Genomic DNA, 24,433 nt, shown 5'->3' on the forward strand with positions numbered 1-24,433 from the left:
GGCGGGCTCCGACGTCAGACGGTGCCATCCGACGGCCCGGCGCGGGTTCCACACGGGCCGATGATGCCCGCGAGGCAGGTGATCTCTGCCCGAACGGGCAGGCGTACGCAGATCGCACGGGCCACGCCCGTCGACACCCGCACACGCGGCTCCGGGAATGGAATCCGAGGACTTCGTGGGGGCCGGTTCTGGCCAATCCCGCCGGCATCACTCGACGTCGACGACCTGCCCGACATCACGTCGCAGCGGCGGAGCCGTGTTCGGCGGCCCGATGCGGCGGCGAGCCGACTACCGACGAAGTCAGGCATTTCGGGCAGGCCTCAGATCGCAGGCTAACAGGTTACGCCACCGTAGGTTCGAGCCCCATGGCTGGTCAGAAGGGTCCTGCGCGGGGGTTACTGTCTGGTCATGCCGGAACTCGTGTATCCGCCGATCGTCTTCGCCAGCAAGACCATGTTTCGCATCCTGGATCTGCGGCTGACGGTCACCGGCGCCGAGCACGTGCCCAGGACGGGCGGGGCCGTGCTCGCGGCGAACCACGTCAGCTATCTCGATTTCATCTTCTGCGGCTACGGCGCACAGCCGTCGCGCAGGCTGGTCCGGTTCATGGCGAAGAAGGCCATCTTCGACCATCGGATCGCCGGACCGCTGATGCGCGGAATGCGGCACATCGCGGTGGATCGCGCGGCAGGGGCCGAGTCCTACGACCAGGCCTTGACGGCGTTGCGAGCGGGAGAGGTCGTCGGCGTCTTCCCGGAGGCGACCATCAGCCGTTCGTTCACGGTGAAGGACCTCAAGACCGGCGCCGCCCGGCTGGCCGCCGCCGCGGGTGTCCCGCTGATCCCGGTATCGCTCTGGGGGACCCAGCGGCTGTGGACCAAGGGCAGGCCGCGCACCCTCACCCGACGACACGTGCCCGTCTCGATCAGCCTCGGCGAGCCGATGCACCCCTCCTCTGCGGACTCGCCGGAGGAGGTCACCGCCGACCTGCACACCCGGCTGAGCGCGCTGCTCGACGCGGCGCAGCGCTCCTATCCCGACCGTCCGGCGGACCCCACGGACAACTGGTGGCAGCCCGCCCATCTGGACGGCTCGGCGCCGACGCCGGAGGAGGCCGCCGAACTCGACGCGCAACGCCCGGAACATCGCTGATCGAGTGGGCCCCGGCGTGGTCGGGTCGAGCATCCGCCGTCATCGAGCCGCGTGAGCGGGGGCCGCGCAGGCCGTGCCGAAGCCTCGACCCGAGACCGGCGCACGACGGATCACCCCCGGTGCTCGCGAGCGCCCCGTCCGTCGGCAGGCCGCCGGACGCCACCGAGAACCGGGCGCCCTGCGGATCGGCTCGACGAACGGGACGCTCCCGGCGTCACTGCGGAATCATGCCGGTGAAGACGGTGGCCTGGAGCAGCGCGATCACGCCGACGGCGAGCGTCAGCAGCACGGACCAGAGGAAGGTCTTGCGCAACAGGAGCGACTCCTTGCCGCTCTGGCCGATCGCGGTCGCGCCGACGGCCAGGTTCTGCGGCGAGATCATCTTGCCCATTACGCCGCCGGAGCTGTTGGTGCCGCCCGCCAGCGTGGGATCGATGCCGAGCTGCTGCGCCGAGATCACCTGCATCGGTCCGAAGAGACTGTTCGCGGACGCGTCGGAGCCGGTGAGGAAGACGCCGAGCCAGCCGATGAACGCCGAGAACAACGGGAAGAGCACCCCGGTCGTGGCGAACGCCAGCCCGAGCGTGGACGTCGCGCCGGAGTAGTTCATCACGAAGGAGATCGACAGGATCATCATGATCGTCGCCAGCGCCCAGCGCATCTGCACGATCGTCTGCCCGTAGACCCGCAGCAGGGAGACGGGCCGCGCGCCCATCAGCAGACCGGCCAGGATCGTGGCGAACAGGGCCACCGAGCCCGGCGAGAAGAGCAGGTCCAGGGTCAGCACGGCCGGATAGTCGGCGTTCTCCGGAGTGATGGGCGGCACCCGGACCACCGCCTCGTGCAGGCCGGGCCACGGGATGTCGACCGTGGCACGTTGTAAGAGGGCCGTGACGTCCAGCCAGCCGGGCAGGCCGGGGAACAGCGTCCCGATGCGAGACAGGACGATGACCGCGATCAGGATCAGATAGGGCATCCAGGCGTAGAGTCCGCCGCCGACCGAACCCGACCTCGTCGAGGCCGCCGCAGCAGAGGCCTTCGAACCGCCGTCCGCCTCGGCTCCGGTGGCGCCCGGCACGGACGTCGCGTCCGCGCGGGTCCTTCGCGGGCCGGGGCCGGTGGACTCCGCCTGCCGGGCCGCGTCGGCGCCCTCGGCCTCGGCGTCTTCGGCGGCGAAGCGCCAGACCTCCCTCGGCCGCCAGAATCGGGTGAGCACCCACAGCGAACCCATCGCGGCCAGCGCGGCGCCCACGTCGACCAGGCTGGGGCTGACGTAGTTGGAGATGAGGAACTGGGTGATGGCGAAGCTGCCGCCGGTGACCAGCAGCGCGGGCCACACCTCGACCATCCGCCGCCAGCCTGCGAGCACGACCACCATGAACGCGGGGATGATCAGGGCGAGGAACGGGAGCTGGCGGCCGGACATCGCCGAGAACAGCTGCGTCGCCTCCTCCGTCTCGACGCCCAGCAGCGGTGCCGTGACGCTGCCGAGCACGATCATCGGATTACCGAGCCCGCCGAAGGCGACCGGTGCGGTGTTGGCCAGCAGTGCCAGCACGACGGCCTTGATCGGCGGGAAGCCCAGCGCTGCCATCATGGCCGCCGTGATCGCGATCGGCGATCCGCCGCCCGCGACGCCCTCCAACAGGGCGCCGAAGCCGAAGGCGATCAGCAGGGCCTGGATGCGGCGGTCCGGGCTGAAGCCCGCGAGCGCCGCCTTGATGCTCTCGAATCGCCCAGTCGCCACCGTGACGTTGTGGAAGAACACGGCATGGAAGGCGATCCACGCGATGGGCCAGATGCCGAAGATCAGCCCTAACAGCGCGGCGTTGCCCGCCAGACCGACCGGCATCCCGTAGGAGAACACGGCGATGCCCAGCGCGGTCAGCAACGCCAGCGCCGCGGACAGGTGCGCCGATCTGCGGAACACACCCAATGCCGCCAACAACACGACGATCGGTGCGGCTGCGAGCAGGGCGGACACCCACAGCCCGCCGACCGGTTCGTAGTCTTGGACCCAACCCACGGTCAACTCCTTCGTCTTCGCAGGTCGCGGCGGCCAGCGGGTCGCCGCCCTCGGGACAGGCACTCGTCGCGTGCCCCGAGGCGTCACCTAGAGACCTGTCCTCGCACCGCTGCGCGGCAGGCGATCCCGAAGAGAAGGAGGATCGAAGACAGGCTCTACCGTGCTCCGGGGGGCAGGTGATGGCCGAGCCTGCGAGACAGGCCTGCGGCGGCCAGTGCCACCGCCCGACCCAGCTCCTCGACCCTGGGCAGCACCCGATCCGCCGGTCCCGCGATGCTGATCGCGGCCACCGGTCGCCCGGTCCGATCCCGGACGGGGGCCGCCACGCAGCCGACCTCCGGTTCGTTCTCGATGTCGTCGATCGCCCAGCCGCGACGCGCGGTCCGGTCCAGCTCGTCGAGGAGACGATCCCGGTCGACGATGGTGTTCGGGGTGAGTCGGATCAGGTCCATCCGCGCCACCCGCTCGGCCCGTTCCGCCGGGGGCAGGGCGGACAGCCATGCCTTGCCCAACGAGGTGACGTGCTGAGCGCGACGACCGCCGAGCCGACAGTTCAGCGTGACGGCGCGGACGCCCTGTTCCTTGGCGAGGTAGACCATGGAGTCGCCGTCGGGCACGGCGAGGTAGACGGTCTCGGTGGACTCCTCCGCCAGCGGCGCCATGAACTGCGGGGCGCTCTGATGCAGGTCCACCGAGGACATCGCCTGCACGCCGAGCTGTACGAGCCGGGTGCCGAGCCGAACCCGGCCGGTGACGTGATCGGCCTCCAGGTAGCCGAGTTCCTTCAGGGTGTTGACGATGCGGTACACGGCACTGCGGCTCAGCCCGAGCTGGGCCGCGATGGCGTTGGTGGAGATCTCCTCGGCGGCGCCGACGTGTTCCAGCACGGCGAGCCCCCGTTCGAGGGTCCCGCTCTGGTCCGGCCTGCGCGGCTGTCCCGTCGTCGCGTGCATGGAGTCCTCCCAGAGACGTCGAACCGGAAGGCCACAATGTACCGATGAGCGGGACATCCGCGCGGCGGGCGGCGCCGAGGGCGCCTCAGCGGGCCAACCAGCCACCGTCCACCGCCAGCACCTGCCCGGTGACGTAGTCCGACGCGGCGGAGGCGAGGAACACCACCGCGCCCGCGAGATCCGCGCCCTCGCCCCATCGACCGGCGGGAATGCGGGCGAGGATCGCGTCGTGGCGCTGCGGGTCGGCGCGCAGCGCCTCGGTGTTGTCGGTCGAGAAGTAACCCGGCGCGATCGCGTTGACCTGCACGTTGAAGGGCGCCCACTCGTTGGCGAGTGCCTTGGTCAGCCCCGCGACCGCGTGCTTGCTCGCCGTGTAGCCGGGCACGGTGATGCCGCCCTGGAAGCTCAGCAGCGAGGCGATGTTGACGATCTTCCCGGACTGCCGGGACACCATCGGCCGCGCCAGCGCCTGGGTGAGCAGGAACAGCGAGTCCAGGTTGACGGCCAAAACCTCGTCCCAGTCGCGACGCCGATGTTCCAGTGCGGGAGCCCGGCGGATGATGCCGGCGTTGTTCACCAGGACGTCGATCCGATGATCGGCGAGCAGTGCCTCGGCGGCCGGGACGACCGAGTCCGGGTCGGCCAAATCGACGGTGACGACGTTTGCCGTCCGGCCCAGGGCCCGCACCTCGTCGGTGACCGGTGACAGATCGCCGCCGTGTCCGAGCAGCAGCAGATCGGCGCCCGCCTCGGCGAGTGCCACCGCCATCGCGCGGCCGAGGCCGGTGCGGGCCCCGGTCACCAGGGCGGTCCGGCCGCGCAACGAGAACAGCTCGCCCGCCGTCATCGCAGCTCTGCCATGTCGACGTGATCCATGTCCTCGAAGCGGTAGTTCTCCCCCGCCATGGCCCAGACGAACGAATAGCTCGCGGTGCCGACTCCCGAGTGGACGGACCAGGACGGCGAGATGACGGCCTGCTCGTTGGCGACCACGAGATGTCGGGTCTCCGTCGGCCTGCCCATCAAGTGCACGATCCTGGCCGATTCGTCCAGGTCGAAGTAGAGGTAGCACTCCGTGCGGCGGACGTGGGTGTGGCAGGGCATGGTGTTCCACACGCTGCCGGGCAGGATCTCGGTGAAGCCCATCATGAGCTGACAGCTCGTCACGAGGGTGCCGTCGACGTAGCGGCGCAGGCGTCGCCGGTTGGCCTCCTCGGCGGTGCCGAGGTCGACCGGTGTCACCTGATCGGCACGGACCAGCACGGTCGGATGGGTCTCGTGCGCGGGTGTGGAGAAGAGATAGAGCCTCGGCGGCTCGCCGCCCGCCCGCGCGGCAAGCGAGATCTGCCTGCTGCCTCGGCCGATGTAGAGCAGATCCCGGCCTGCCAGGTCGTGCACGACGCCGTCGACGGTGACCGTCGCCTCGCCCGCGATGCAGAACACCGCGAGCTCCCGACGCTCGCAGAAGTAGTCGGTGCGCACGGCGTCGTCGACGCCCAGCGCAAGCGGCCGTTCGGCGGGCATCGCCCCGCCGAGCACTACGCGATCCTGATGGCTGTAGGTGAGCCGCAGCTCGCCGGGAACGAACATGTCCTCGACCAGGTATCGGCTCCGCAGCTCCGCTGTTCCATAGGACCGTGCGTCGTCCGGGTTGGTGGCGTACCGGACGTCCATCGACCTCATGACCCCCACCGCTCCCCTCATGTACCGATAGTCGGTACATATTTCCGATCAGTGGGAACTGAGCTAACATCATGATCACTCGAACGGAAGTGGTCGATCGGGCCGTCCGCACGCGCCCGATGAAGGCGACGAAGCGGCCTACCGGAAGGACGACGACGTGACACACGTGATCGACGTGGTGACCGCAGGCGAGGGCCTGATCGTGTTCGACCCGGCCCATACCGGGCCCCTGCGTCACGTGCACACCTTCACCAAGCGCGTCGGCGGGGCCGAGGTCAACGTGGCGACCGGGCTGGCGAGGCTGGGCCTGCGAGTCGGGTTCCTCGGCCGGGTCGGTCAGGACGAGTTCGGCGAGCAGGTGTCGTCGTTTCTGCGCGGGGAGGGCGTCGACGTCACGGGGCTTCGCCGGGACCCCGGCGCGAACACGGGAATGTACGTCAAGGAGTGGAGCGCACCCGAGCAGCTGACGGTCCGGTTCTACCGCGACGACTGCGCGGGCTCCCGGTTCACGCCGGAGGACGTCGATCTGGACCTGGTCCGGCGCGCGCGGCTGCTGCACCTCACGGGCATCTCGGTGGCCCTGTCCGACTCCTCGGCCGCCGCCGTCGAGGCGATGGCCGACGCGGCGGAGGAGGCGGGCGTGCCGCTGTCCTTCGACGTCAACATCCGTCGACGGCTGCTGCGAGATCGCGATCCCTCGAAGCTGCTCGGCGCACTGGCCGCCCGCGCCGACGTGCTGTTCCTCAGCGACGCCGAGGCCGAGGTGCTCACCGGGTCGAGCGTGCCGGAGGCCGTCGCCGAGTACCGGTCGACGATCCGCGCCTCCGTGGTGGTGGTGCACACCGAGGCGGGTGCCTACGCGGTGCACGAGGGCGGCGTGGTGCTCGCCGACGGACATCGCGTCCGCGTGGTCGACCCGGTCGGCGCGGGCGACGCCTTCGCGGCGGGCTTCCTCGCCAGCAGGCTCGGTGGCCGTTCGCTGCGCCGCTGCCTCGAATCGGCCAACGCGGCGGGCGCCTGCGCGGTGACCGTTCCCGGCGACGCGGAGAGTGCCCCCACCGCCGAGGCCGTCGCCAGGCTGCTCGACGGGGCGGACCACGTGGAACGCTGATCACGTCCGGGTTCACCTCGGATCAGACGCCCTGGCGGGATCGCATCGGGCCCGGTGCCATCGGCCCCGCACCGCTTCCGGGGAAGCACCGTAGCGGCAGGTACCACGTCCGGATTTCGCCGGTTCCCGAAGTCTCACGCCGTTACCGTCCATCGGTGAGCACAACGACCTCCGCTGCATCCCCGGCCGGACCCGACCGGACAGGACGGGCGCTCGGCGCCGCAGCCGTGACCGTCGTCGCCTGGGCCTCGGCCTTCGTGGCGATCCGCTGGGTGGGCGAGACCTTCTCTCCCGGCCCGTTGTCGCTGGGCAGGCTCCTCGCAGGCTCCTTGGCGCTCGGCGTCCTCCTCCTCGTCCGCCGCTCGTGGGTGACGCCCAGCCGCCGGGAATGGACGTTGCTGGCGCTGTGCGGCGTGTCCTGGTTCGCGATCTACAACATCGCACTGAACGCGGCGGAACGTTCGCTGGACGCAGGCACCACCTCGATGCTGGTCAACATAGGCCCGATCCTCATCGCGCTGCTGGCGGGCAGCATTCTCGGCGAGGGCTTCCCCCGGTGGCTGCTGATCGGCGCGACGGTGGCGATGGGCGGGGCGGTGATCATCGGCGTCGGATCGGCCGGGGCCAGGGAGGTCGAGCTCGGCGGGGTGCTGCTCTGCGTCGTGGCCGCGATCACCTATGCGATCGGGGTGCTCGCCCAGAAGCCCGTCCTGCGCAGGCTGCCCGCGCTCCAGGTGACGTGGCTGGCCTGCACGATCGGCGCCGTGGTCTGCCTGCCCTTCGCACCCGGACTGATCGGGGAGTTGGCGGGCGGGACACCCGCCGAGATCGGCGGGCTGATCTACCTGGGGCTGGTGCCCACCGCACTGGCGTTCAGCACCTGGGCGTACGCCCTGGCCAGGATGAACGCCGGGCGACTCGGCGTCACGACTTATCTGGTGCCGCCGCTGACGATCCTCGGCGGGCTGCTGCTGCTCGACGAGGTCCCGCCGCCCCTCGCGCTGCTCGGCGGCGCGCTCTGCCTGATCGGGGTGGCGCTCTCGCGCCGCCGAGACGGACTACCGGCACCTACGCCAGATCCGGACGCCGCGCCACCCGCTCCGCCGCTCCCGCCGAAGATCCGGAGCTGAGCCGACGACACGCGAGGGGCGGACCTGCGGCCGCTCAGCCTCGGACGCCCACTCCGATCAACGAGTCGCCGCACAGGGTGTGCTGCTCCCGACGGGCCAGCTCGGCGAGGTAGTCCGCCTTCACCCTGGCCAGCGCGGCCTCGTCGAGACCCGTGAACACGCCGCGCAGCGCCGATCCGGCGGCCATCGCCCAGGCGAGGTCCGGCGTCAACGCGGTCCGGAAGGGCACCTGTTCGACGGCCACGTCCCGCAGGCCGAGCCCGGTGAGCCAGTCACGCAGCTTCGCCGGGCTGTTCACCCGCCCCGCCGGATTCCCGGGCGAGGTCACGGGCGCGGACAGGTCCCGCTCCCGCCGCACCGCCGCCATCGCCACCTCGGGCAGCGGGCTGATCGCACCCTCGTCCCAGGTGCTCACGACGATCCGGCCGCCGGGCCGGAGCAGGCCGACGAGCCGCGTCACGTCGCGGTCCATGTCCGGCAGGAAGAAGATCCCGTAGGCGCACTGCACGACGTCGTATCCGCCGTCAGGAGCGGGCCAGGCGGTCACGTCGGCGGTCGTGAAGCGGATGTTCGACAACCCCAGCTCCGCCGCGCGAGCGCGCCCCTCGGCAAGCAGGCGCTCGGCGAGGTCGACCGCGTCGATCGAGCCGTGCTCGCCGACGGCCCTGGCCGCCGGGATCGCCGAGGCGCCCGCACCCGCGCAGGCGTCGAGCACGTGTTCGCCCGGCTGCGGCGCGCTCACCCGCACCAGCTGCTCGCCCAGCGGCTCCCAGAGCAGGGGCGACCAGCGGCTGAACTCGACATGCCCGGCGCTGAAGACCTCGCCCATGCTCATGTTCGACACCTGCGTCTCTCCTGGCCCCGACGAAAGCTTTAGCGCCAACGATAGTCATTACCATTCTGGTGGAACACCCCGACCTCGTCTCCCGAGCGAGACCGAGCCGAGCAGGCTCGGTCCCACGCCAGACGACGTCGGACCGACCGCCGAATCCATCGGTGCCGCCGAGTTCCGAGCCCCGATGGCCTGCGGACCGGCACGGCGGCGACGACGACGCTGGGGTCACCGGCGGTGGGGTTCGAGAGCAGGCAGGGTCGAGAGCGGCAGGGCCGAAGACGAGTTCGGACGGCGATCCGGCGACGGGATCGACGGCAGACCCCGTCACACGTCTGCGGGGCCCGGCCGTCTCGGCCGGACCCCGCAGGCGGCGTCCTCGCTGGAGTTCAGGACTGCCGGTGGAGATGACGCATCAGGTTGCGCGGCACCAGGACCCGCTTTCCCTCGATCACGACGGGAACCAGGTCCGGCACGGCCGCCTTCCACTGCGAGCGGCGATGCCGGGTGTTGCTGCGGGACGTCTTCCGCTTCGGAACCGCCATCAGGAGTCCCCCGACTTCGGCCTGGCCCGCTCGCCGTAGCGTCGACGGAACTTCTCGACCCGACCGGCCGTGTCGACCAGCCGCTGCGTTCCCGTCCAGAACGGATGCGACGAGGAGCTGACGTCGACGATCACCAGTGGGTAGGTGTTGCCGTCCGACCACTCCACCGTGCGCTCCGAGGTGATCGTGGAGCGGGTGAGAAACGCGTCTCCCGTGGAGGAGTCCCGAAAGACCACCGGGTGGTAGTCGGGATGAATATCCTTCTTCACCTCTCGTCCTTCCTCTCGACGGCCACGACGTCGATTCCGTCGCGGCCGGTGTCGTCGTCCTCGCACGGATCGCTGTGCCAGGCTCCGAACGGATCTTCGTAGCGCTGCCAGGCCTCCGCGCCCTCGGCGAGTTCCACGTCGGTGAGCAGGGCGTTGCGCAGCGCGGCGCAGATCTCCTCGGGGTCCGCGCGATGGGTGATGACGACGAACTCCTGCACCCGATCCCCGTAGACAGCGTCCCACCGCAGTGCCGCCGCCGCCTGTCGCTCGGCAGAGGCAGCCGCCCAGGCCTCAGCGTCGACGGCGGCCAGCCATGGGCCCGCGGGCGCCACCCGCAGGCCGCCGCCCGCCGACTCCAGCCAGAGCATCTCGCCCGGCCGCGTCGCCAGCCACAGCCTGCCCCTGGTGCGAATCACCCCGTCGAGCAGGACGTCGATCGCCTCGTGCAACCGGTCCGGGTGAAAGGGCCTGCGGTCCTGGAAGAGCACCGTCGCGACTCCGCAGTCGGAGTCCAGCGGCGGCTGCCCGCGCAGCAGCGGGCCGTGCGCGTCGTCGACCATCCCGCGCCGGGCCCCCGACGGCACCCTGGCCAGCAGGCTCTCGACGTCGAGCCCGGACAGCGCCGCTCGGGGCGCTGTCGGAGCCAGTCGGTCGAGCACTGCGGCGGTCCGCGCGGCGGCCCAGGGCTCCTCGGCCTGGTGTGCCCGGACGAGCGCGTCGGCGAACTCCACCTGCCCGACGAGCACCTGAGCCACGGTCCGCTCGTCATCGACGCTCGCTGCCATGCCGCGCTCGGCGATCGGCTCGTCGCCTCCCGCGTCGTCCAGCCAGCTCCGTTCGTCGAGAACAGTGAGGACACCCGCCACCTCGACATCGGCGAGGATCGGCCGGTCGTCGACGAGGACGTGGTGCAACGCCCAGCACACCGCCTCCGGCTCCAGCGCGGGGTCCAGGTGCAGCACGATGCGGGAGAGCCCGCCGCCGTCGATCAGCCTGCGCACCAGCGGCAGCAGGTCCTCGCGCAGGGTGCACGACACACAGCCGTGCGCCAGTTCCACGGCGGTGGTGACATCGGCGCCGAAGGCGCGAAGCCTGCGCCGCACCACACCCTGGGTGATCAGCCGAAGATCATGATGGATCACCGCCGTGGTCGGTCCGCACAGCTGATCGGCGACCTGCGCCGCGCCGTCGGCCGCGAACCCCGCGACGACGACCAGGGACGGATTCCGCTCCGCCGCAGTCAAGGACCTCCACCTCACCCTCTCGTTCGGTTCCCGGCTCAGCCGTCGACCGGCCGGGAGGCGAAGGTTAGTAGATAATGGCAATCATTACCAATAAATGACGGCGCATGTCGCCCGAGAACTCCACGGCGGCCCCGGCGAGCCGCCCGACGACGGCGAACCCCGCCGATCGCCCGCCCCGCAGGCCGGACCGCCTCGGCACCGACCCCCCGTGACGTTTATTGAAAATGGTTGTCATAGTCTCGAAGCGCTCGGTCGTCCGCACGGGCCGACCGACGCCGAGCGAGGAGAGGGAGGGAAGCGATGTCCGCCGTCTGTCAGGTCACCGGCGCCAAGCCGGGCTACGGCAAGAAGATCTCGCATTCGCACGTTCGCACGTCCCGACGATGGGAACCCAACCTGCAGCGCCGCCGCTACTGGCTGGCGAGCGAGAACCGTTGGATCCGCCTGCGACTGTCGACCACGGCGATCAAGATCGTCGATCGCCGTGGGATCGAGTCCGTGGCGGCCGAGCTGAGGAGCAGAGGGGTGGCGTTCTAGATGGCCCGCAACGACACGCGTCCGATCATCAAGCTCCGGTCCACCGCAGGCACCGGCTACACCTACGTCACCAGGAAGAACCGGCGCAACGATCCCGACAGGATGCGCATCAGGAAGTACGACCCGGTCGTCCGCAGGCACGTCGAGTTCCGGGAGGAACGCTGATGGCGAAGAAGTCCAAGGTCGTCAAGAACGACCGGCGCCGGGAGATCGTCGCGCGACACGCCGAGCGGCGAGCCACGCTGAAGGAGACCATCCGATCGCCTCGGTCCAGCACCGAGGAGAAGGACGCGGCGCAGCTCGCCCTGCAACGCCTGCCGAGGGACGCCAGCCCCACCCGAATCCGGAACCGGGACGTCTCCGACGGCAGGCCGCGTGCCTACCTTCGGACCTTCGGGCTCTCACGGATCCGGTTCCGGGAGATGGCACACGCGGGCGAACTGCCCGGCGTGCGGAAGTCGAGTTGGTGAGGTCTGCGATGCCACCGAAGCCGAAGAACGGCAAGCTTCGCCCGCTCAAGCGCAAGGTCAACCTGTTGAAGCGCGAAGGGGTCGAGCACGTCGATTGGAAGGATGTCGGGCTGCTCCGCAAGTTCCTGTCCGATCGAGGCAAGATCAGGGCTCGGCGGGTCACCGGGTTGAACTCCAAGCAGCAGCGAGAGGTCGCCAGGGCGGTAAAGAACGCGCGGGAGATGGCACTGCTGCCCTACCCGAGCCAACAGACCCGCTAGACGGTGCGAGTCCAGGCACGGGCCGCCGTCATTCGGCCGGGCGGGCGGCGGCCAGTGCTGGGAGACTGGTCGGCGGCAGCCGAGCCCGACGTCCTTCGACCGGCGCGGCAGGCTCGGCTCGCACCGTCTTCGAGCCAGGAGGTCGACAGACCATGCCGCAGGTTCCCTCCATCGCACTGAACAACGGAGTGCAGATCCCGCAGCTGGGTTTCGGCGTCTTCCAGATCCCCGACGCCGAGACCGAGGCCGCGGTCACCGCCGCGCTGGCCGCGGGCTACCGCAGCATCGACACCGCCGCCGTCTACGGCAACGAGGCGGCGGTGGGTCGGGCGCTGCGCGCCTCGGGCCTGCCGAGGGAGGACGTCTTCGTCACGACCAAGCTCTGGAACGACGACCACGGCTATGCCAGCGCGCTGCGCGCCTTCGACGAGAGCATCGAGAAGCTGGGTCTGGACTACGTCGACCTGTACCTCATCCACTGGCCGCAGCCCAAGCGCGGGCACTACGTCGACACCTGGCGGGCGTTCGAGAAGCTGCTCGACGAGGAACGGGCCCGTGCCGTCGGCGTCTCCAACTTCCACGTCCCGTACCTCGAACGACTCCTCGACTCCAGCGCGGTGGTGCCCGCGATCAATCAGATCGAACTGCACCCCAACCTGGTGCAGGCGGAACTGCGCCGGTTCGACGCGAGCCACAACATCATCACCGAGGCCTGGAGCCCGCTGGCCCAGGGCGGCCTGCTGACCGACCCGACGATCACCGCGTTGGCCGAGAAGCACGGCAAGACCCCGGCCCAGGTCGTGCTGCGGTGGCACATCCAGCTCGGCAACGTCGTGATCCCCAAGTCCGTGACCCCGTCCCGGATCGCGGAGAACATCGACGTCTTCGACTTCGCCCTCACCGAGGACGACATGGCGGCGGTCACCGGGCTGAACTCGGATACCAGGATCGGCATGAACCCCGACGACTTCGGCTGACCTCGGGCTCGCCTCGATCACCAGACGGCCTCCGTCGCCTCGCCGCGACGGAGGCCGTCCGTGATGACGGGGCGCCCTCAGGCCGGCCCGCTGAGTGCGGAGGCGGCGGGAGCCCGCGCCCGCCCCGCCGCGCAGGCGGCTCAGCTCGGCGAGGAGAGCAGCATCAGGCCGCCGAAGGCCAGCGAGCCGATCGCGACGAGGAAGAAGACGACGGTCCACAGCAGGGCCGAGCCGCCCGCCAGGCGGGCGAGCTGGTCCGGGTCGGAGTCCCTCGGACCGGGCCCCCGGCGCAGCACGCGGAGTTCCAGCACCGGGCGCACACCGCCGAACAGCAGGAACCAGCTGAAGGCGTAGCCGAACGCCACCTGGACCGATTCGGGGGCGAACCAGGAGACGCAGAAGACCAGGGCACCGGTCAGCACCAGTGAGACCACGCCGAAGAGGTTGCGAATGAGCAGCAGCATCGCCGCGAGCAGCCCGACCGTCACCCAGAGCAGCACGACGTGACGCTGCGAGACCATGGCGGCTGCGGCGGCCAGCCCCAGCAACGGGGAGGCGAGGTATCCTGCAAGGACGGTGAACACCATCCCAGGACCGTTCCGACGTCCCCGCGAGACCGTGACACCCGAGGTGTCGGAGTGCAGCCGGATGCTCATGAGCCTGCGGCCGGTGATCAACGCCACGAGGGCATGGCCGCCCTCGTGCACGATCGTCACCACGTTGCGGGTCACCCGCCATAATCGCCGCTGGGCCACCAGCACCAGGGCGAGCAGGCCCGTTCCCAGCACCAGCGTCAGCTCGGAGCTCAGCGGTGCCTCGACCAGTTCCCGCCACTCGATGTCCAGCGTGCCCACCTCCGGGTCGACTCGAAATCCTCGGTTGTCCGTCACCCATCAGACACGACTGCCTGCCGGACCCGACGAGCCGCCCCGACGGGCGTCTGAGGATATCGCCGTGCGGGTGGTCGCGAAGATCGCCCGGGCGGCCTTGGGCTGACATCCAGGCCTCGGGGCCGCGAACGACGAATGAACCCGTCGGGCAAGCCCTGAGACGACCCTGGTTTCACCCCGAAAACATCACTTCACAATTGAACCGTCGGCCAGGGTGTGTCACCGTTTCGACAACGACGGCGGAGCGGGCGCCGCCCAGGCGTGGTCCGCACCGGCAGCGCGAGCAGGAAGAGTCTTGGAGACATGTTCGAACCAGCAAGCCGACGATCGGCGAGCACGCTCCGCTCGGCACCTGTGCGATCCGCCGTGCAGCTCGGCTCGGTATCCATGCCTTCGATCGACGTCCTCCGCCGGACATCTCGACGATCGATCGACAAGCTCTCGCGGGTGACGTCAGGCATCACCCGTCGGCTCGGCACGATCGCCGAACACAGACGCAGTGGAATAGCAAGTCCGACTCGCCCGTTTCGACGGGAGTCGGCCTGGCCGGCATCCGACATGAGAAGCTCTGCTGCTCCCTGAGGGTGACGAACGGGACACTCCGACCAGCCGTCGGGAAAGGTTCCCGCCAGACCTCGGCGCCCCGTATTTTGGGTTGTCCACATCCACTGGATCAGTGTTCCTGCATGGAAGGATCAGAAAGATTTCCCCGCTCCTGAGGCGCGCAGGCACGAGACGAAGCAGATTTCGCCTTCGACGACGAGCACTGCACTTTCCGCCGATGATCCCGGCGCAGGTCGGCACGCACGACTCCGGTCATCGGTCCCGGCAGTTGCGCGTGCTGCACTTCAGCGACACCTACCTGCCGCGACGTGACGGAATCGTCACCTCGGTGCGCACGCTGATGTCGAGCCTCGCCGCCGCAGGACATCCCAGCATGCTGGTGGTGCCCCGGCACCCGAAGCAGGAGAACGAACCCGGCGTCCTACAGCTCGGCTCGATGCCCTGCGGCGTCGCGGGCCTGCGGCTCACCTGGCCGCGCAGCAGGCACGTCGCGCAGCTCGCCGAGTGGAAGCCGGACCTCGTCCACGTGCACACGCCGGGACCCATGGGACTGCTCGGCCTGTTCGTGGCGCGGTCGCTGAACCTGCCCATCGTGCACACTTACCACACCGACCTGCACGCCTACGTCGATGCGTATCGCATCCCGGCCATCGGCCTGCGGACGATGATGCGCCTCTACGCGCGCAGGCTCGGCACCCCGCCGCCAGAGGTCGAGGAGGACGTCGAACGACGCGGCGCGCTCATCGACGCCATCAACCAGCTGTTGCTGGGCGATGCCGACGCGATCGTCGCCCCCACCGCGGCGATCCTCGACCGGGCGAAGCTGACGACGCACAGCGACCGCCTCTTCGTCGCGCCCGCCGGGATCAATCTGCCCAGGACCGAGCCCAAGGCCGCCGAGGAGCTGCGGGCCGCGTGGGGCATCCCCCCCGACGCACCCGTGGCGTTGTTCGTCGGCCGGATCAACCGGGAGAAGGGCATCGGGCTGCTCGCCCCGGCCTTCGCCAAGGTGGTCGAGAAGCTGCCGTCGGCACGGCTCGTGCTCATCGGGGCCGTGTACGAGCGACGGTGGTTGACCAAGCTGCTCGCCGAGCACGGCATCACCGACAACACGATCATCCTCGGGCAGCAGCCGCCGGACGTCGTTGCGGCGGGCTATGCCGCCTCTCAGGTCTTCGCCTTCCCGTCCATGACGGACACGCAGGGCCTGGTGCTCCAGGAGGCGGCGCTGGCAGGCAGGCCGTCGGTGCTCTGTGACCCGGCGCTGCACGCCTCCGGCCCGCTGGGCGAGGACGCCGTGCTGGCCGAGAACACCCCGGAAGGCTTCGGCGCGGCGCTGCTGCGGCTGCTGGCGGACCCGGCGGCCACCGAACGGCTCGGCGAGGCAGCCCGGTCCCGGGTGCAGTCGCTGACCCCGAACCGCTATGCCGAGGCGATGCGGCAGATCTACGAGCACGCCCTGCGCTGAGAACGGGCCTGCCCCGCCCGGACGGGCGGGGCAGGCCGGTAGGCGGTCGGTCTGATCGCCTGCCGTAGGCAGGCCCGCGCCGCGCGCCGGCCCGACGACGCAGGCCCTGACACCGACTGACGGGCAGCACTCACCGGCAGCCGACCAGGGCTCTCGGCGGGTCAGATCACTCGTCGGCCTCGGATGCGCCGTCGCCGGGGGCGTGTCGTGGGTCCCCGACCACCGGTAGGGCTGCCTCCCGAACCGGCCCGGCCGCGTCCTCAATCGACGGGTCGTCCGCCGACGGCGCCGGGCGGGCGTCCTCATCGGCGGGCTGCCTCGGCCGGACCGTCGGCAGGCCGTCGGCGACATCGACGTCCGCAGGCGCGGTGTCCCGCGTGAGCAGCCCGTCGAAGAGCAGGTTCAGGTACTGCTCGGTCAACTCGGCGGCCGTCGTCCGCCCTCGGGGATTGAACCAGTGGGCGGCGTTCCACACGGCCTCGTGCGCGAGGCGGTACAGCACCGAGCCGTCCAGGTCCTTCCGGAAGGCACCGAGCTGTTGTCCCTCGCCGACCAGCGTCGTCCACTGCCGCTGCACCCAGCGGCGATGCCGATCGAGGTAGGCGAAGCGATCCACCCGGGCCAGGTGCCTCCGCTCCGCCTGGAAGACCGCGACGGCCTCCAGATGAGTGTCCAGGAGCGCGACATCGGCGCGCAGCAGCCCCGCGAGCACCTCCCGAGGATGACCACCCACGTCCAGCACCTGCTGATAGCCACCTCGCTGCGCCGCCAGCAGCCCGCGCAGCAGCTCGTCGGCCAGTGATTCCTTGGAGTCGAAATGGTGGTAGAGGCTCCCGGACAGGATGCCTGCCTCGTCGGCGATCTCCCGGACGCTGGTGGCGAGATAGCCCTGGGTCGCGAACAGGCGGGCGGCGATGCCGAGCAGCTCCTCACGACGCCGAGACGACCCGTCGGAACGCCGTCTGGGCGGGCCGCCCGACTGCCCGGCGACTCCCGGTCGCTTGCTGCTCACGCTCTGCCTTCCACGCTGCGATGGACGAACACCGACGATCACCACTATGCCCAAATCAAGATCACAAAGCCACCGGGCGACGGTCGGACGCGCGTCGGGAACGCGCCTGTCACGGCGTCGAAGACGCGCTTCGGCCCCGCCGGGGCCTGCTCGGGCGACCATGGGACCCTGCCCTGGTCTGCCGGGTCGAGAGTCGGACCCGTATCGGACGTCGAGGCAGGTCAGCCCTCAGCTCCAGTGATCGAGAATGGTGATCTCGATCAATGGCTAAGCTCGAAGCGTGCTTGAGGTAAGCAATCTCGTCCGCCGGTTCGGGACGAACACCATCCTGGACGGTGTCAGCTTCACGACCGCTCCCGGCAAGGCCACCGTGCTCGTCGGGGCCAACGGCGCGGGCAAGACGACTCTGCTGCGGTGTGTCGCCGGGGTCGATCACGCGGACGAGGGCGAGGTTCGCTGGGCGGGCCGCGAGATCCGCGAGAGCGATCCGCTGATCCGCGCGGCGATGGCGGTGGGGCTGGACGACGTCGACTTCTTCCCCGACGTCTCGGTGATCGAGCACCTCGACCTGCTGGCACGGGCGCACGGCGACGCGGAACCCGAGGCGATGCTCGACGACGTCCTCGACGAGCTGGGGCTAAGCCCCGTCGCCGACCGACTTCCCGGCGCGCTGTCCTCCGGCCAGCGGCGCAGGCTCGGCCTGGCCTCGTGCCTGGTCCGACCTCGGGAGCTGTTGGTCCTGGACGAGCCGGAACAACGGCTCGACGCCGAAGGGAAGCAGTGGCTCGCCGAACGCCTGCTCGCGGAGAAGGCCGCCGGGGTGGCCATCCTCCTCTCCTGCCACGACGCCGAGATGGCCTCGGCCGTGGCCGACGAACAGCTACAGGTGGCCCGGTGAGCACGATCTCGACAGCGGCGACCGCGCCACACCCGCCAGAACAGGCCCCCGTCTCCGCGCGGACCCTGCGGCAGCTGCTGCGGTCCCGACGGCGCAGACGCTCCTCGACGACGACGGTGGCGGGGCGGATCTACGAGGGTCTGCTGTACGCGGTGATCCCCGGCGGCCTCCTCGTGCAGACGGTCTTGGCGGCCTTGGACTGGTCGCAGGCCGCAGGCCCGCCCGCCGACCCGGCGGCGACCGGCTGGCTGGTCGTCGCCGCCGTCCTCGCCTGTCTCGGGCTGGCGCTGCGCGCGGCGGCCGAGCTGGGTCCGCTCTCGGCCTCCTCGACCAGCATGACCTGGCTCTTCTCCACTCCAGTCGACCGAGGCGCCCTGCTGTGGCGCAGGCTCGCGGCCTCGACGGCGGTGGCAGCGGCGCTGTCCCTGGTGGTGGTCTCCGGCGCGGCCCTGACCGTCGGGGTCGCCGATCTCGACCTGCTCTGGTCGGCCGTGCTCGGTGCAGCGATCGGCGTGACCGCCCTCAGTCGGGCCGCTGCGGCGCAGACGCACCGGGCAGGCCCGGCCGGGGTGGCCAGGATCGGCATCCTGACCGCCGCGCTCGGCGGTCTCCTCGCCACGCTGGCGGGCCTGTCCACGATGCTGGACGTGACGTTGCCCGCTCCCCCCGCGCTGCCCCTGGCGGCGCTCGCGGCGCCTGCCGCGCTCGCTGCGTCCTGGAGTCTCATCGCGGCACGTCGAACCGCAGGCCGGATCGATCGGGGCGCGCTGAACGAGGCGGCCGAGGTGACCGGGGCGGTGCGCCTGACCGTCGGCTGGCTGGACGTGTCGCTGTTCGCGGACCTGCTGGACCAGCGGCGCTGGCGGCGCAGGGCCACGGTCCGCAGCACCCTGCTGACGGGGCGGGGCGCATCGACACTGGTCCGCGCCGAGCTTCGACGAGTGCTTCGTCGCCGTTCGTCGATCGGCTGGTGGGCCGCGCTGGGAGTGCTGCCCTACGTGACGGCCGCCCTGCTCCCCTCGTTGTGGACGATGCCCGTCACGCTGATCATCGGATACCTGGCACTCGGCAGGCTCGCGAGCGGGTTGCGACTCACCGCGCGCAGCGCGGCGCTGCGACGCATGCTGCCGTTCTCCGACGTCACCATCCGCCTCACAGTGTTGGTGGTCCCCGCCTCTGCCGCGCTGCTGTGGGGGGCGGCCACCGCACCGGCCGTCGCTGGCACGTTCTGGGCCGGCACCGCGGCGACCATCGGACTGGTCTGCCTGGCCGGGCTGCTGCGCTCGGCGAAGCGCCCGCCGATCGATTACCACACCGGCGGGACGCTCGACCCGGTCAGCGGCGCCGTGCCCATGGGGCTGATCCTTCAGGTGGTGAGCGGGCCCGACGTGGTGCTCGTCGCCGCCGTGCTGTGGGCGGCGGGGGCGGCACTGCCCTGGTGCGCCCTGTTCGCCGCGACGGCGATCGCCTGGAGCCTGTGGCAGGACCGCCTCGGCTGAGCCGTCACACGATCGGCCGCAGCCCTGCCGATCCGGCCGCACGCCCTGCCCCGCCGGTCCGGCCTGGGACCGACCGTGACTCACCCGGCGCATCGGTGTCCCGGGTCCGTCACGGATCGCCGATCGGCGGGGCGGGGCGCAGCGGCCACGGCCTGCGACCTGCGCGGAGAACCGACGCGGCGGGCGTCGGTGACCTCAGAGCCTGTCTTTGATCCCCCTGGAGTCGTGAGCGGTGATCAGCGTGGCTGAGCTGCCAGGCGGAGGAAGGAGGCATAACGAAAGTGATGTTGACTGACGACAACGCCGCAGATCGCCGCTGCCTGCCCCGCGCAACTCCGAAAGTGGGGATCAAAGACAGGCTCTCAGATTCGGATGCCCGCGCGGACCTTGCGAGTCACGATGTGCTCGGCGACGAAGGAGAGGAACGGGACCGTGCCCGCCAACAGGGTGAGGATCGTCGCCTTGATCGACCACTTCGCCTTGAGCGCGAGATCGAAGCACAACAGCAGGTACACCATGTAGAGGAAGCCGTGCAGCGGTCCGATCAGCGCGACCAGGAACGGGTCACCGGCGATGTACCTGACGGGCATCGCGACCAGTACTAACGCCACCAGCATCACGCCGACCACGTAGGAGATCACCCGGTACCGCAGGAGGGTTCCGGAGGGCACCGTCTGGACGGGCGGGGTCGCCGCCGTCTCGGTCACGTCTGACACGTCATCTCCTAAGCCTGCCGCGCCCGCTCGGCGTCCGAGTCGGACAGCTCGGCGAGGTAGCCGTTGTACTGGGACAGTGCGTCGCCGGGCGTGCCGACCGCGCCGTCCGCCACCGTCTCACCCCGGGTCCGCAGCCGGTCGAGCTGGCGACGCCTGGCGGCCGCCCTGGCCGATTCCGGCGGGGCCACCGAGGGCGTAGGCCCGAGTGTCGACGCCGAGGGCGTAGGCCCGAGTGTCGGCACCGAGGGCGTAGGCCCGAGTGTCGGCACCGAGGGCGTAGGCCCGAGCGTCGGGGTCGAGGGCGTAGGCCCGAGCGGCCCCGAAGGCAGAGACTCGAGCACGGGAGCCGAGGACTGCGAAGGCGCCGTGCCGGGGTCCGGGGCGGCCGAGCCTGCCGTGTCGGGCTCGCGCCGCTGAGCGCTCTGCTCCAGCTCCAGACGAGTCCACCGCCACCACACATAACCGACGAACACGGCGATAGCGGGCCACAGTGCCGCGTAGCCGAGGTTCTGGCCGTCGCCGCCCACCGCCTGCGACCGTTCCCACTGCCACCAGCCGAGCCGAAGGCTGACGAGAATGACCAGCACGGTCACGACGTGCAGCAGGATCCACCGAGGCCGCAGCAGCTCCGAACGCACCCTGCGACGCTAGCACCAGCCGTCGTCGCGACCGCAGCCCGCATCGCCGCCCGGCCACGCCTCGGACACGGGCCGGAGCAGGACGATCACGCACCGCCGACCGAACAAGGCCGGGCGGCCGCCGGAGGATCGGCGGCCGCCCGGCGGAGCGACGGCGGATCAGCTCGGCTTGGCGATGGAGAACTGGGCGACGTCGAGATAGCCGACCCGGAAGCCCGCCTCCGAATAGGCCAGGTAGAACTCCCACATTCGGTGGAAGGTCTGATCGAAGCCGAGCGCCGCGACATCGGACCACCGGTCGAGGAACCGCTCTCGCCACCGCCGCAGCGTCTCGGCGTAGTCGGTGCCGAAGTAACGGGCCTCTCGCACGCGCAGGGCGGTATGCGTCCGCAGGTTCTCCTCGATCGCCTGCGTCGAGGGGATGAGCCCGCCGGGGAACACGTACTTGTGCACCCATCCGTAGCTGTGCCGGGTGGCCAGCATCCTGTCGTGCGGCATCACGATGGCCTGGAGGCCGAACCGGCCGCCCGGCCGCAGCAGTCGATCGACCGCCCGGAAGTAGTCCGGCCAATACCGCTCGCCGACGGCCTCGATCATCTCGACGCTGACCGCCGCGTCGTACTCGCCCTCGGCCTCGCGATAGTCCTGAAGCAGTACCCGAACCCGATCGGCCACCCCCTCGGCCGTGATGCGCTCCTCGGCCGCCCGACGCTGCTCCGCCGAGATGGTGAGTGAGGTCACCCGCGCACCGCGCTGCGCGGCGCGGACCGCCAGTGCTCCCCAGCCGGTGCCGATCTCCACCAGCTCGGTACCCGGCCCGACCCTGGCGTGATCGAGGACCGCGTCGATCTTTCGCAGCTGCGCACTCCGCAGGACCACCATCGGGTCGGCGTCGGGATGGGCGAACTCGGCCGCCGCCGACGTCTCGTCGAACAGGGCTGAGGAGTAGCTCATCGTCTCGTCGAGGAACGTCTCGAACAGCTCGTTGGACAGGTCGTAATGACGATGGATGTTCTCGCGAGCCCCCCGCAGGGTGTTGCGCTCCTCGACGGGCTGACCGCGCTCCACCCAGCGACGCAGGGTCTGCAGCCTCGGCGGGATCAGCACGGCGAGCCGTTCGGCGAACACCGTCAGCAGGTCGGCCAGCCGGTCCGACGTCCAGTCTCCGACGAGGTAGGCCTCGCCGAAGCCGATCTTGACGTCCACACCGAGGCGATGGAAGAACGCCCTGGGCCGGACGACTCGCATGACCGGGGCGTCGGGACCGCCGGTCCCCAGCCGTGTCCCGTCGGGCAGCTCGACCCGCAGCGCCAGGGAGCGGACCGCGCGACGGAACAGCAGCTCGGCGACTCGTGCTCGTAACGGCGACTCCGGCGCGACCGCCAGTCCCGGCCAGCTGCGCTCGTTCGGACGCGGCACCGCTCTGGCATGTGCATCGGCGACGAGGCGCCGAGGAGTCTCCTGTGGCGATGGACGCATCACTGCCCACCTTCCTCGGTGAGGTGCAGGCGTCTCGAGACCACCGGCACTCGACGAAGCCACAGCAGCACGCCGTGGCGACGGATCAACAGTGCAACCCACCTGGTGACCAGTGGTCGGGTCACCAGCATTCGGACCACTCCGACGATTGTCACGGGGCGACGGCCCGCCCGCAGTGTCGCCAGCAGCGGCGTTCGCCCGTCCTGGCGTACCGCGATGGTGAGACTCACTCTCGGCCCCGGGCCGCTGACCCGGAACAGGTAGCGGCCTCGAACCGGCAGGAACGGCGAGACGTAGAACTCCTTGTCCAGCTCGGCCCGGCCGGACTCGTCGGGCCGCAGCAGGTAGGCGTGGCGTCCGCCGTAGGTGTTGTGGACCTCGGCCACCACGCAGGCCAGTGACCCGTCCGAGCGGTAGCACCAGAAGACGCTGATCGGGTTGAAGACGTGACCGAGCACGCGGGCGCTCGCCAACATCAACACCCGGCCGCCCGCCAGGTCGACGCCCTTCTCGGCCAGCCAGGCGTCGAGGTTCGCCCTGATCGAGGCCTCGGGCGATCCGAGGTGGTCTCGCGCCTCGAAACGGGCGAAGGGCCGCAGCACGGCGGGCAGTCTCGGCAGGTCGTCGAGGTCGACCAGCCACAGATAGATCCGATGCCGGAAGGAGTGGCGCACCCGTTCTCGCCGATCGTGCCGGACCTCGGCCCAATACAACGCCGGAGCCACCTTGCCGGGGTCGCGACCGACCGGGATCAACCCGGCCGCCGTCACCAGCGGACTCCCAACGACGCGGCGGCGCGCACGCCGGAGGCGCAGCCGTCCTCGTGGAAGCCCCAGCCGTGGTAGGCGCCCGCGTAGGCGGTCCTGGCGTCGTCGAGCAGCGGCAGCTCCCGCTGCGCGGCGACCGACTCCGGCGTGTGGCTCGGATGCTGATAGACCATGCGCTCCAAGACCGAGGACTCCCGGATTCGATCCGTCGCGTTCAGCGTCACGACCGGCCGGATCGCCAGGTCGAGTCCCATCAGCCGGGTGAGGTCGTAGCTGACGAAGACCGCGTTCTGCGGTGCGTCGCAGGCAGGACTCAGGTAGTTCCAGGACGCCCTCGCGCCCCGCGCACGCGGCAGCAGGCTCGTGTCGGTGTGCAGCCACGTCTCGTTGACCGAGTAGCGGAAGGCGCCGAGGACGCGGCGTTCGGCGTCGGTCGGGTCCGTCAACAGCCGCAGGGCCTGGTCGGGGTGCGTCGCGATCACCATGCCGTCAAAGTGCTGCGGACGATCGTCCTCGGTACGCACCTGCACGCCGTCGGTGGTCCGCCGGACGCCGCGCACCGGAGTGGACGAGCGGACCGAGGCGAGGCCCTTCACGGCGCGCTCGACGTACTCCCTGGACCCGCCGACGACGGTCTTCCACTGGGGAGACCCGCCGATGCCGAGCATCCCGTGGTGGTGGAGGAACTCGAACAGGTAGCGCGCGGGATAGCGCCGGGCCAGCGCCGCGTCGACCGACCAGACCGCCGAGACCAGCGGCAGGATGAAATGCTGCACGAAGTAGCGGGTGTAGCGCCCCTCCTCGAGGAAGACGGACAGCGTCGTGCCGTCGGCCCTGGTGTCTTCCTTCGTGGCCGCCAGGACCCGCCTGGCGTGTCGATGGAATCGAGGGATCTCGGCGAGCATCCGCAGGTAACGGGGTCGCGCGAGGTTGTCCGGTCGGGCGAAGAGCCCGGCGGCGCCCTTGGCTCCGGCGTACTCCAGGCCGCAGCCCTCGCATCGGATGCTCATCGACATCTCGGTGTCCCTGGTCAGCACGCCCAATTCCCGGAACAACCGCAGCAGCGAGGGGTAGCTGCGGTCGTTGTGGACGAGGAAGCCGCTGTCCACGGCGGCCGTCGTGCCGTGCGCGTCGGCCAGGTCCCGCGTGTGCGCGTGGCCGCCGAGCCGGTCGTCGGACTCGAAGAGGGTGACGTCGTATCGCCGTTGCAGCAGGTAGGCAGCGGTCAGTCCCGCCACCCCGGCGCCGATCACGGCGATCTGACGGGGCGTCATCGGTCCCCGCCGTCGCGCGAGGGTCCGGGTCGGTCGGCT

General features: G+C 70.5%; 26 protein-coding genes. 11 read left to right on the top strand and 15 right to left on the bottom strand.

What is annotated here, in order from left to right; all coding sequences use genetic code 11:
* Positions 1–408 precede the first annotated feature (408 nt).
* A complete protein-coding gene (locus tag UA74_RS21155) occupies positions 409–1,152 on the top strand; it encodes a lysophospholipid acyltransferase family protein (RefSeq protein WP_075741816.1) in 744 nt (247 codons plus the stop codon).
* 214 nt (positions 1,153–1,366) lie between these two features.
* Here the strand turns inward: UA74_RS21155 and UA74_RS33750 are convergent, their stop codons facing one another.
* From UA74_RS33750 to kduI, 4 genes are all read right to left on the bottom strand, one after another.
* A complete protein-coding gene (locus UA74_RS33750; protein WP_075741817.1) occupies positions 1,367–3,178 on the bottom strand; it encodes an L-lactate permease in 1,812 nt (603 codons plus the stop codon).
* Positions 3,179–3,333: 155 nt separating this feature from the next.
* The gene (locus tag UA74_RS21165; protein WP_075741818.1) at positions 3,334–4,131 is read right to left on the bottom strand and encodes an IclR family transcriptional regulator; all 798 of its coding nucleotides are present in this window, start codon (positions 4,129–4,131) and stop codon (positions 3,334–3,336) included.
* An 85-nt stretch (positions 4,132–4,216) separates the two neighbouring features.
* The gene (gene kduD / locus UA74_RS21170; protein ID WP_075741819.1) at positions 4,217–4,978 is read right to left on the bottom strand and encodes a 2-dehydro-3-deoxy-D-gluconate 5-dehydrogenase KduD; all 762 of its coding nucleotides are present in this window, start codon (positions 4,976–4,978) and stop codon (positions 4,217–4,219) included.
* Positions 4,975–5,814: a 5-dehydro-4-deoxy-D-glucuronate isomerase gene (kduI, locus tag UA74_RS21175; RefSeq protein ID WP_198042806.1), complete on the bottom strand. Its 840-nt coding sequence runs from the start codon at positions 5,812–5,814 to the stop codon at positions 4,975–4,977. Before kduI ends, kduD begins: the two co-directional genes overlap by 4 nt.
* Positions 5,815–5,971: 157 nt before the next feature.
* Here kduI and UA74_RS21180 point away from each other — a divergent pair, with 157 nt between their 5' ends.
* Together UA74_RS21180 and UA74_RS21185 are read left to right on the top strand one after the other, a co-directional pair.
* Positions 5,972–6,925, top strand: a complete 954-nt coding sequence (locus UA74_RS21180) for a sugar kinase (RefSeq protein ID WP_083683446.1) — start codon at positions 5,972–5,974, stop codon at positions 6,923–6,925.
* Positions 6,926–7,080: 155 nt separating this feature from the next.
* The gene (locus UA74_RS21185) at positions 7,081–8,055 is read left to right on the top strand and encodes a DMT family transporter (protein ID WP_083683448.1); all 975 of its coding nucleotides are present in this window, start codon (positions 7,081–7,083) and stop codon (positions 8,053–8,055) included.
* Positions 8,056–8,089: 34 nt separating this feature from the next.
* On the opposite strand, the gene UA74_RS21190 is transcribed toward UA74_RS21185, so the two are convergent.
* The 4 genes from UA74_RS21190 to mrf form a co-directional block, all read right to left on the bottom strand.
* Positions 8,090–8,890, bottom strand: coding sequence for a class I SAM-dependent methyltransferase (locus tag UA74_RS21190; protein ID WP_075741822.1), 801 nt, complete (start codon positions 8,888–8,890; stop codon positions 8,090–8,092).
* Between the two features lie 386 nt (positions 8,891–9,276).
* Positions 9,277–9,432: a 50S ribosomal protein L32 gene (gene rpmF / locus UA74_RS21195; protein ID WP_075741823.1), complete on the bottom strand. Its 156-nt coding sequence runs from the start codon at positions 9,430–9,432 to the stop codon at positions 9,277–9,279.
* Positions 9,432–9,701 carry a type B 50S ribosomal protein L31 gene (locus UA74_RS21200; protein ID WP_075741824.1) on the bottom strand — a complete coding sequence of 90 codons (270 nt, stop codon included), beginning with the start codon at positions 9,699–9,701 and terminating at the stop codon, positions 9,432–9,434. Before UA74_RS21200 ends, rpmF begins: the two co-directional genes overlap by 1 nt.
* Complete coding sequence (gene mrf, locus UA74_RS21205; RefSeq protein WP_075741825.1) at positions 9,698–10,945, bottom strand: ribosome hibernation factor-recruiting GTPase MRF; 1,248 nt, start codon at positions 10,943–10,945, stop codon at positions 9,698–9,700. Before mrf ends, UA74_RS21200 begins: the two co-directional genes overlap by 4 nt.
* Before the next feature lie 300 nt (positions 10,946–11,245).
* Between mrf and rpmB the strand changes: the two genes are divergently transcribed.
* The 5 genes from rpmB to UA74_RS21235 all read left to right on the top strand — a co-directional run bounded on the left by rpmB (position 11,246) and on the right by UA74_RS21235 (position 13,189).
* A complete protein-coding gene (gene rpmB, locus UA74_RS21215) occupies positions 11,246–11,482 on the top strand; it encodes a 50S ribosomal protein L28 (RefSeq protein ID WP_075741826.1) in 237 nt (78 codons plus the stop codon).
* Positions 11,483–11,647: a 50S ribosomal protein L33 gene (gene rpmG, locus UA74_RS21220; protein WP_075741827.1), complete on the top strand. Its 165-nt coding sequence runs from the start codon at positions 11,483–11,485 to the stop codon at positions 11,645–11,647.
* Complete coding sequence (gene rpsN / locus UA74_RS21225) at positions 11,647–11,952, top strand: 30S ribosomal protein S14 (protein WP_075741828.1); 306 nt, start codon at positions 11,647–11,649, stop codon at positions 11,950–11,952. The genes rpmG and rpsN overlap by 1 nt, the downstream gene beginning before the upstream one ends.
* Before the next feature lie 8 nt (positions 11,953–11,960).
* Complete coding sequence (gene rpsR / locus UA74_RS21230; protein ID WP_075741829.1) at positions 11,961–12,212, top strand: 30S ribosomal protein S18; 252 nt, start codon at positions 11,961–11,963, stop codon at positions 12,210–12,212.
* A gap of 152 nt (positions 12,213–12,364) precedes the next feature.
* A complete protein-coding gene (locus tag UA74_RS21235) occupies positions 12,365–13,189 on the top strand; it encodes an aldo/keto reductase (protein ID WP_075741830.1) in 825 nt (274 codons plus the stop codon).
* Between the two features lie 140 nt (positions 13,190–13,329).
* Here UA74_RS21235 and UA74_RS21240 read toward each other — a convergent pair whose 3' ends face one another.
* Positions 13,330–14,079 (bottom strand): M50 family metallopeptidase, encoded by a 750-nt coding sequence (locus tag UA74_RS21240; protein ID WP_232237357.1) that lies wholly within the window; start codon positions 14,077–14,079, stop codon positions 13,330–13,332.
* Positions 14,080–14,860: 781 nt separating this feature from the next.
* On the opposite strand from UA74_RS21240, the gene UA74_RS21245 reads away from it, so the two are divergent.
* Complete coding sequence (locus tag UA74_RS21245) at positions 14,861–16,111, top strand: glycosyltransferase (RefSeq protein ID WP_075741831.1); 1,251 nt, start codon at positions 14,861–14,863, stop codon at positions 16,109–16,111.
* 166 nt (positions 16,112–16,277) lie between these two features.
* On the opposite strand, the gene UA74_RS21250 is transcribed toward UA74_RS21245, so the two are convergent.
* The gene (locus tag UA74_RS21250; protein WP_075765300.1) at positions 16,278–17,123 is read right to left on the bottom strand and encodes a TetR/AcrR family transcriptional regulator; all 846 of its coding nucleotides are present in this window, start codon (positions 17,121–17,123) and stop codon (positions 16,278–16,280) included.
* Between the two features lie 280 nt (positions 17,124–17,403).
* On the opposite strand from UA74_RS21250, the gene UA74_RS21255 reads away from it, so the two are divergent.
* Together UA74_RS21255 and UA74_RS21260 are read left to right on the top strand one after the other, a co-directional pair.
* Positions 17,404–18,021 (top strand): ABC transporter ATP-binding protein, encoded by a 618-nt coding sequence (locus UA74_RS21255; RefSeq protein ID WP_075741833.1) that lies wholly within the window; start codon positions 17,404–17,406, stop codon positions 18,019–18,021.
* Positions 18,018–19,520, top strand: a complete 1,503-nt coding sequence (locus UA74_RS21260) for a DUF6297 family protein (protein WP_075741834.1) — start codon at positions 18,018–18,020, stop codon at positions 19,518–19,520. Before UA74_RS21255 ends, UA74_RS21260 begins: the two co-directional genes overlap by 4 nt.
* A 362-nt stretch (positions 19,521–19,882) precedes the next feature.
* Here UA74_RS21260 and UA74_RS21265 read toward each other — a convergent pair whose 3' ends face one another.
* The 5 genes from UA74_RS21265 to UA74_RS21285 form a co-directional block, all read right to left on the bottom strand.
* Complete coding sequence (locus UA74_RS21265; RefSeq protein WP_257787483.1) at positions 19,883–20,236, bottom strand: DUF3817 domain-containing protein; 354 nt, start codon at positions 20,234–20,236, stop codon at positions 19,883–19,885.
* 8 nt (positions 20,237–20,244) lie between these two features.
* Complete coding sequence (locus tag UA74_RS21270) at positions 20,245–20,874, bottom strand: hypothetical protein (protein WP_075765302.1); 630 nt, start codon at positions 20,872–20,874, stop codon at positions 20,245–20,247.
* A gap of 159 nt (positions 20,875–21,033) precedes the next feature.
* Entirely contained in the window at positions 21,034–22,353 is a 1,320-nt protein-coding gene (locus UA74_RS21275; RefSeq protein WP_075741837.1) for an SAM-dependent methyltransferase, read from the bottom strand.
* Complete coding sequence (locus tag UA74_RS21280; protein ID WP_232237358.1) at positions 22,353–23,123, bottom strand: DUF1365 domain-containing protein; 771 nt, start codon at positions 23,121–23,123, stop codon at positions 22,353–22,355. The genes UA74_RS21275 and UA74_RS21280 overlap by 1 nt, the downstream gene beginning before the upstream one ends.
* Positions 23,120–24,394, bottom strand: coding sequence for an NAD(P)/FAD-dependent oxidoreductase (locus tag UA74_RS21285; RefSeq protein WP_075741838.1), 1,275 nt, complete (start codon positions 24,392–24,394; stop codon positions 23,120–23,122). Before UA74_RS21285 ends, UA74_RS21280 begins: the two co-directional genes overlap by 4 nt.
* Positions 24,395–24,433 lie beyond the last annotated feature (39 nt).

Source organism: Actinoalloteichus fjordicus, assembly GCF_001941625.1.
Classification (GTDB): Bacteria; Actinomycetota; Actinomycetes; order Mycobacteriales; family Pseudonocardiaceae; genus Actinoalloteichus_A; species Actinoalloteichus_A fjordicus.

Bases quoted from the DNA above. Each gene is read 5' to 3' on its own strand.
- UA74_RS21235 (WP_075741830.1), top strand. From the start codon at position 12,365: ATGCCGCAGGTTCCCTCCATCGCACTGAACAACGGAGTGCAGATCCCG.
- UA74_RS21245 (WP_075741831.1), top strand. From the start codon at position 14,861: ATGATCCCGGCGCAGGTCGGCACGCACGACTCCGGTCATCGGTCCCGG.
- UA74_RS21275 (WP_075741837.1), bottom strand. From the start codon at position 22,353: ATGCGTCCATCGCCACAGGAGACTCCTCGGCGCCTCGTCGCCGATGCA.
- rpsR (WP_075741829.1), top strand. From the start codon at position 11,961: ATGCCACCGAAGCCGAAGAACGGCAAGCTTCGCCCGCTCAAGCGCAAG.
- rpmB (WP_075741826.1), top strand. From the start codon at position 11,246: ATGTCCGCCGTCTGTCAGGTCACCGGCGCCAAGCCGGGCTACGGCAAG.
- kduI (WP_198042806.1), bottom strand. From the start codon at position 5,814: ATGAGGTCGATGGACGTCCGGTACGCCACCAACCCGGACGACGCACGG.
- UA74_RS21155 (WP_075741816.1), top strand. From the start codon at position 409: ATGCCGGAACTCGTGTATCCGCCGATCGTCTTCGCCAGCAAGACCATG.
- rpmG (WP_075741827.1), top strand. From the start codon at position 11,483: ATGGCCCGCAACGACACGCGTCCGATCATCAAGCTCCGGTCCACCGCA.
- UA74_RS21285 (WP_075741838.1), bottom strand. From the start codon at position 24,394: ATGACGCCCCGTCAGATCGCCGTGATCGGCGCCGGGGTGGCGGGACTG.
- kduD (WP_075741819.1), bottom strand. From the start codon at position 4,978: ATGACGGCGGGCGAGCTGTTCTCGTTGCGCGGCCGGACCGCCCTGGTG.
- UA74_RS21165 (WP_075741818.1), bottom strand. From the start codon at position 4,131: ATGCACGCGACGACGGGACAGCCGCGCAGGCCGGACCAGAGCGGGACC.
- rpmF (WP_075741823.1), bottom strand. From the start codon at position 9,432: ATGGCGGTTCCGAAGCGGAAGACGTCCCGCAGCAACACCCGGCATCGC.
- rpsN (WP_075741828.1), top strand. From the start codon at position 11,647: ATGGCGAAGAAGTCCAAGGTCGTCAAGAACGACCGGCGCCGGGAGATC.
- UA74_RS21190 (WP_075741822.1), bottom strand. From the start codon at position 8,890: ATGAGCATGGGCGAGGTCTTCAGCGCCGGGCATGTCGAGTTCAGCCGC.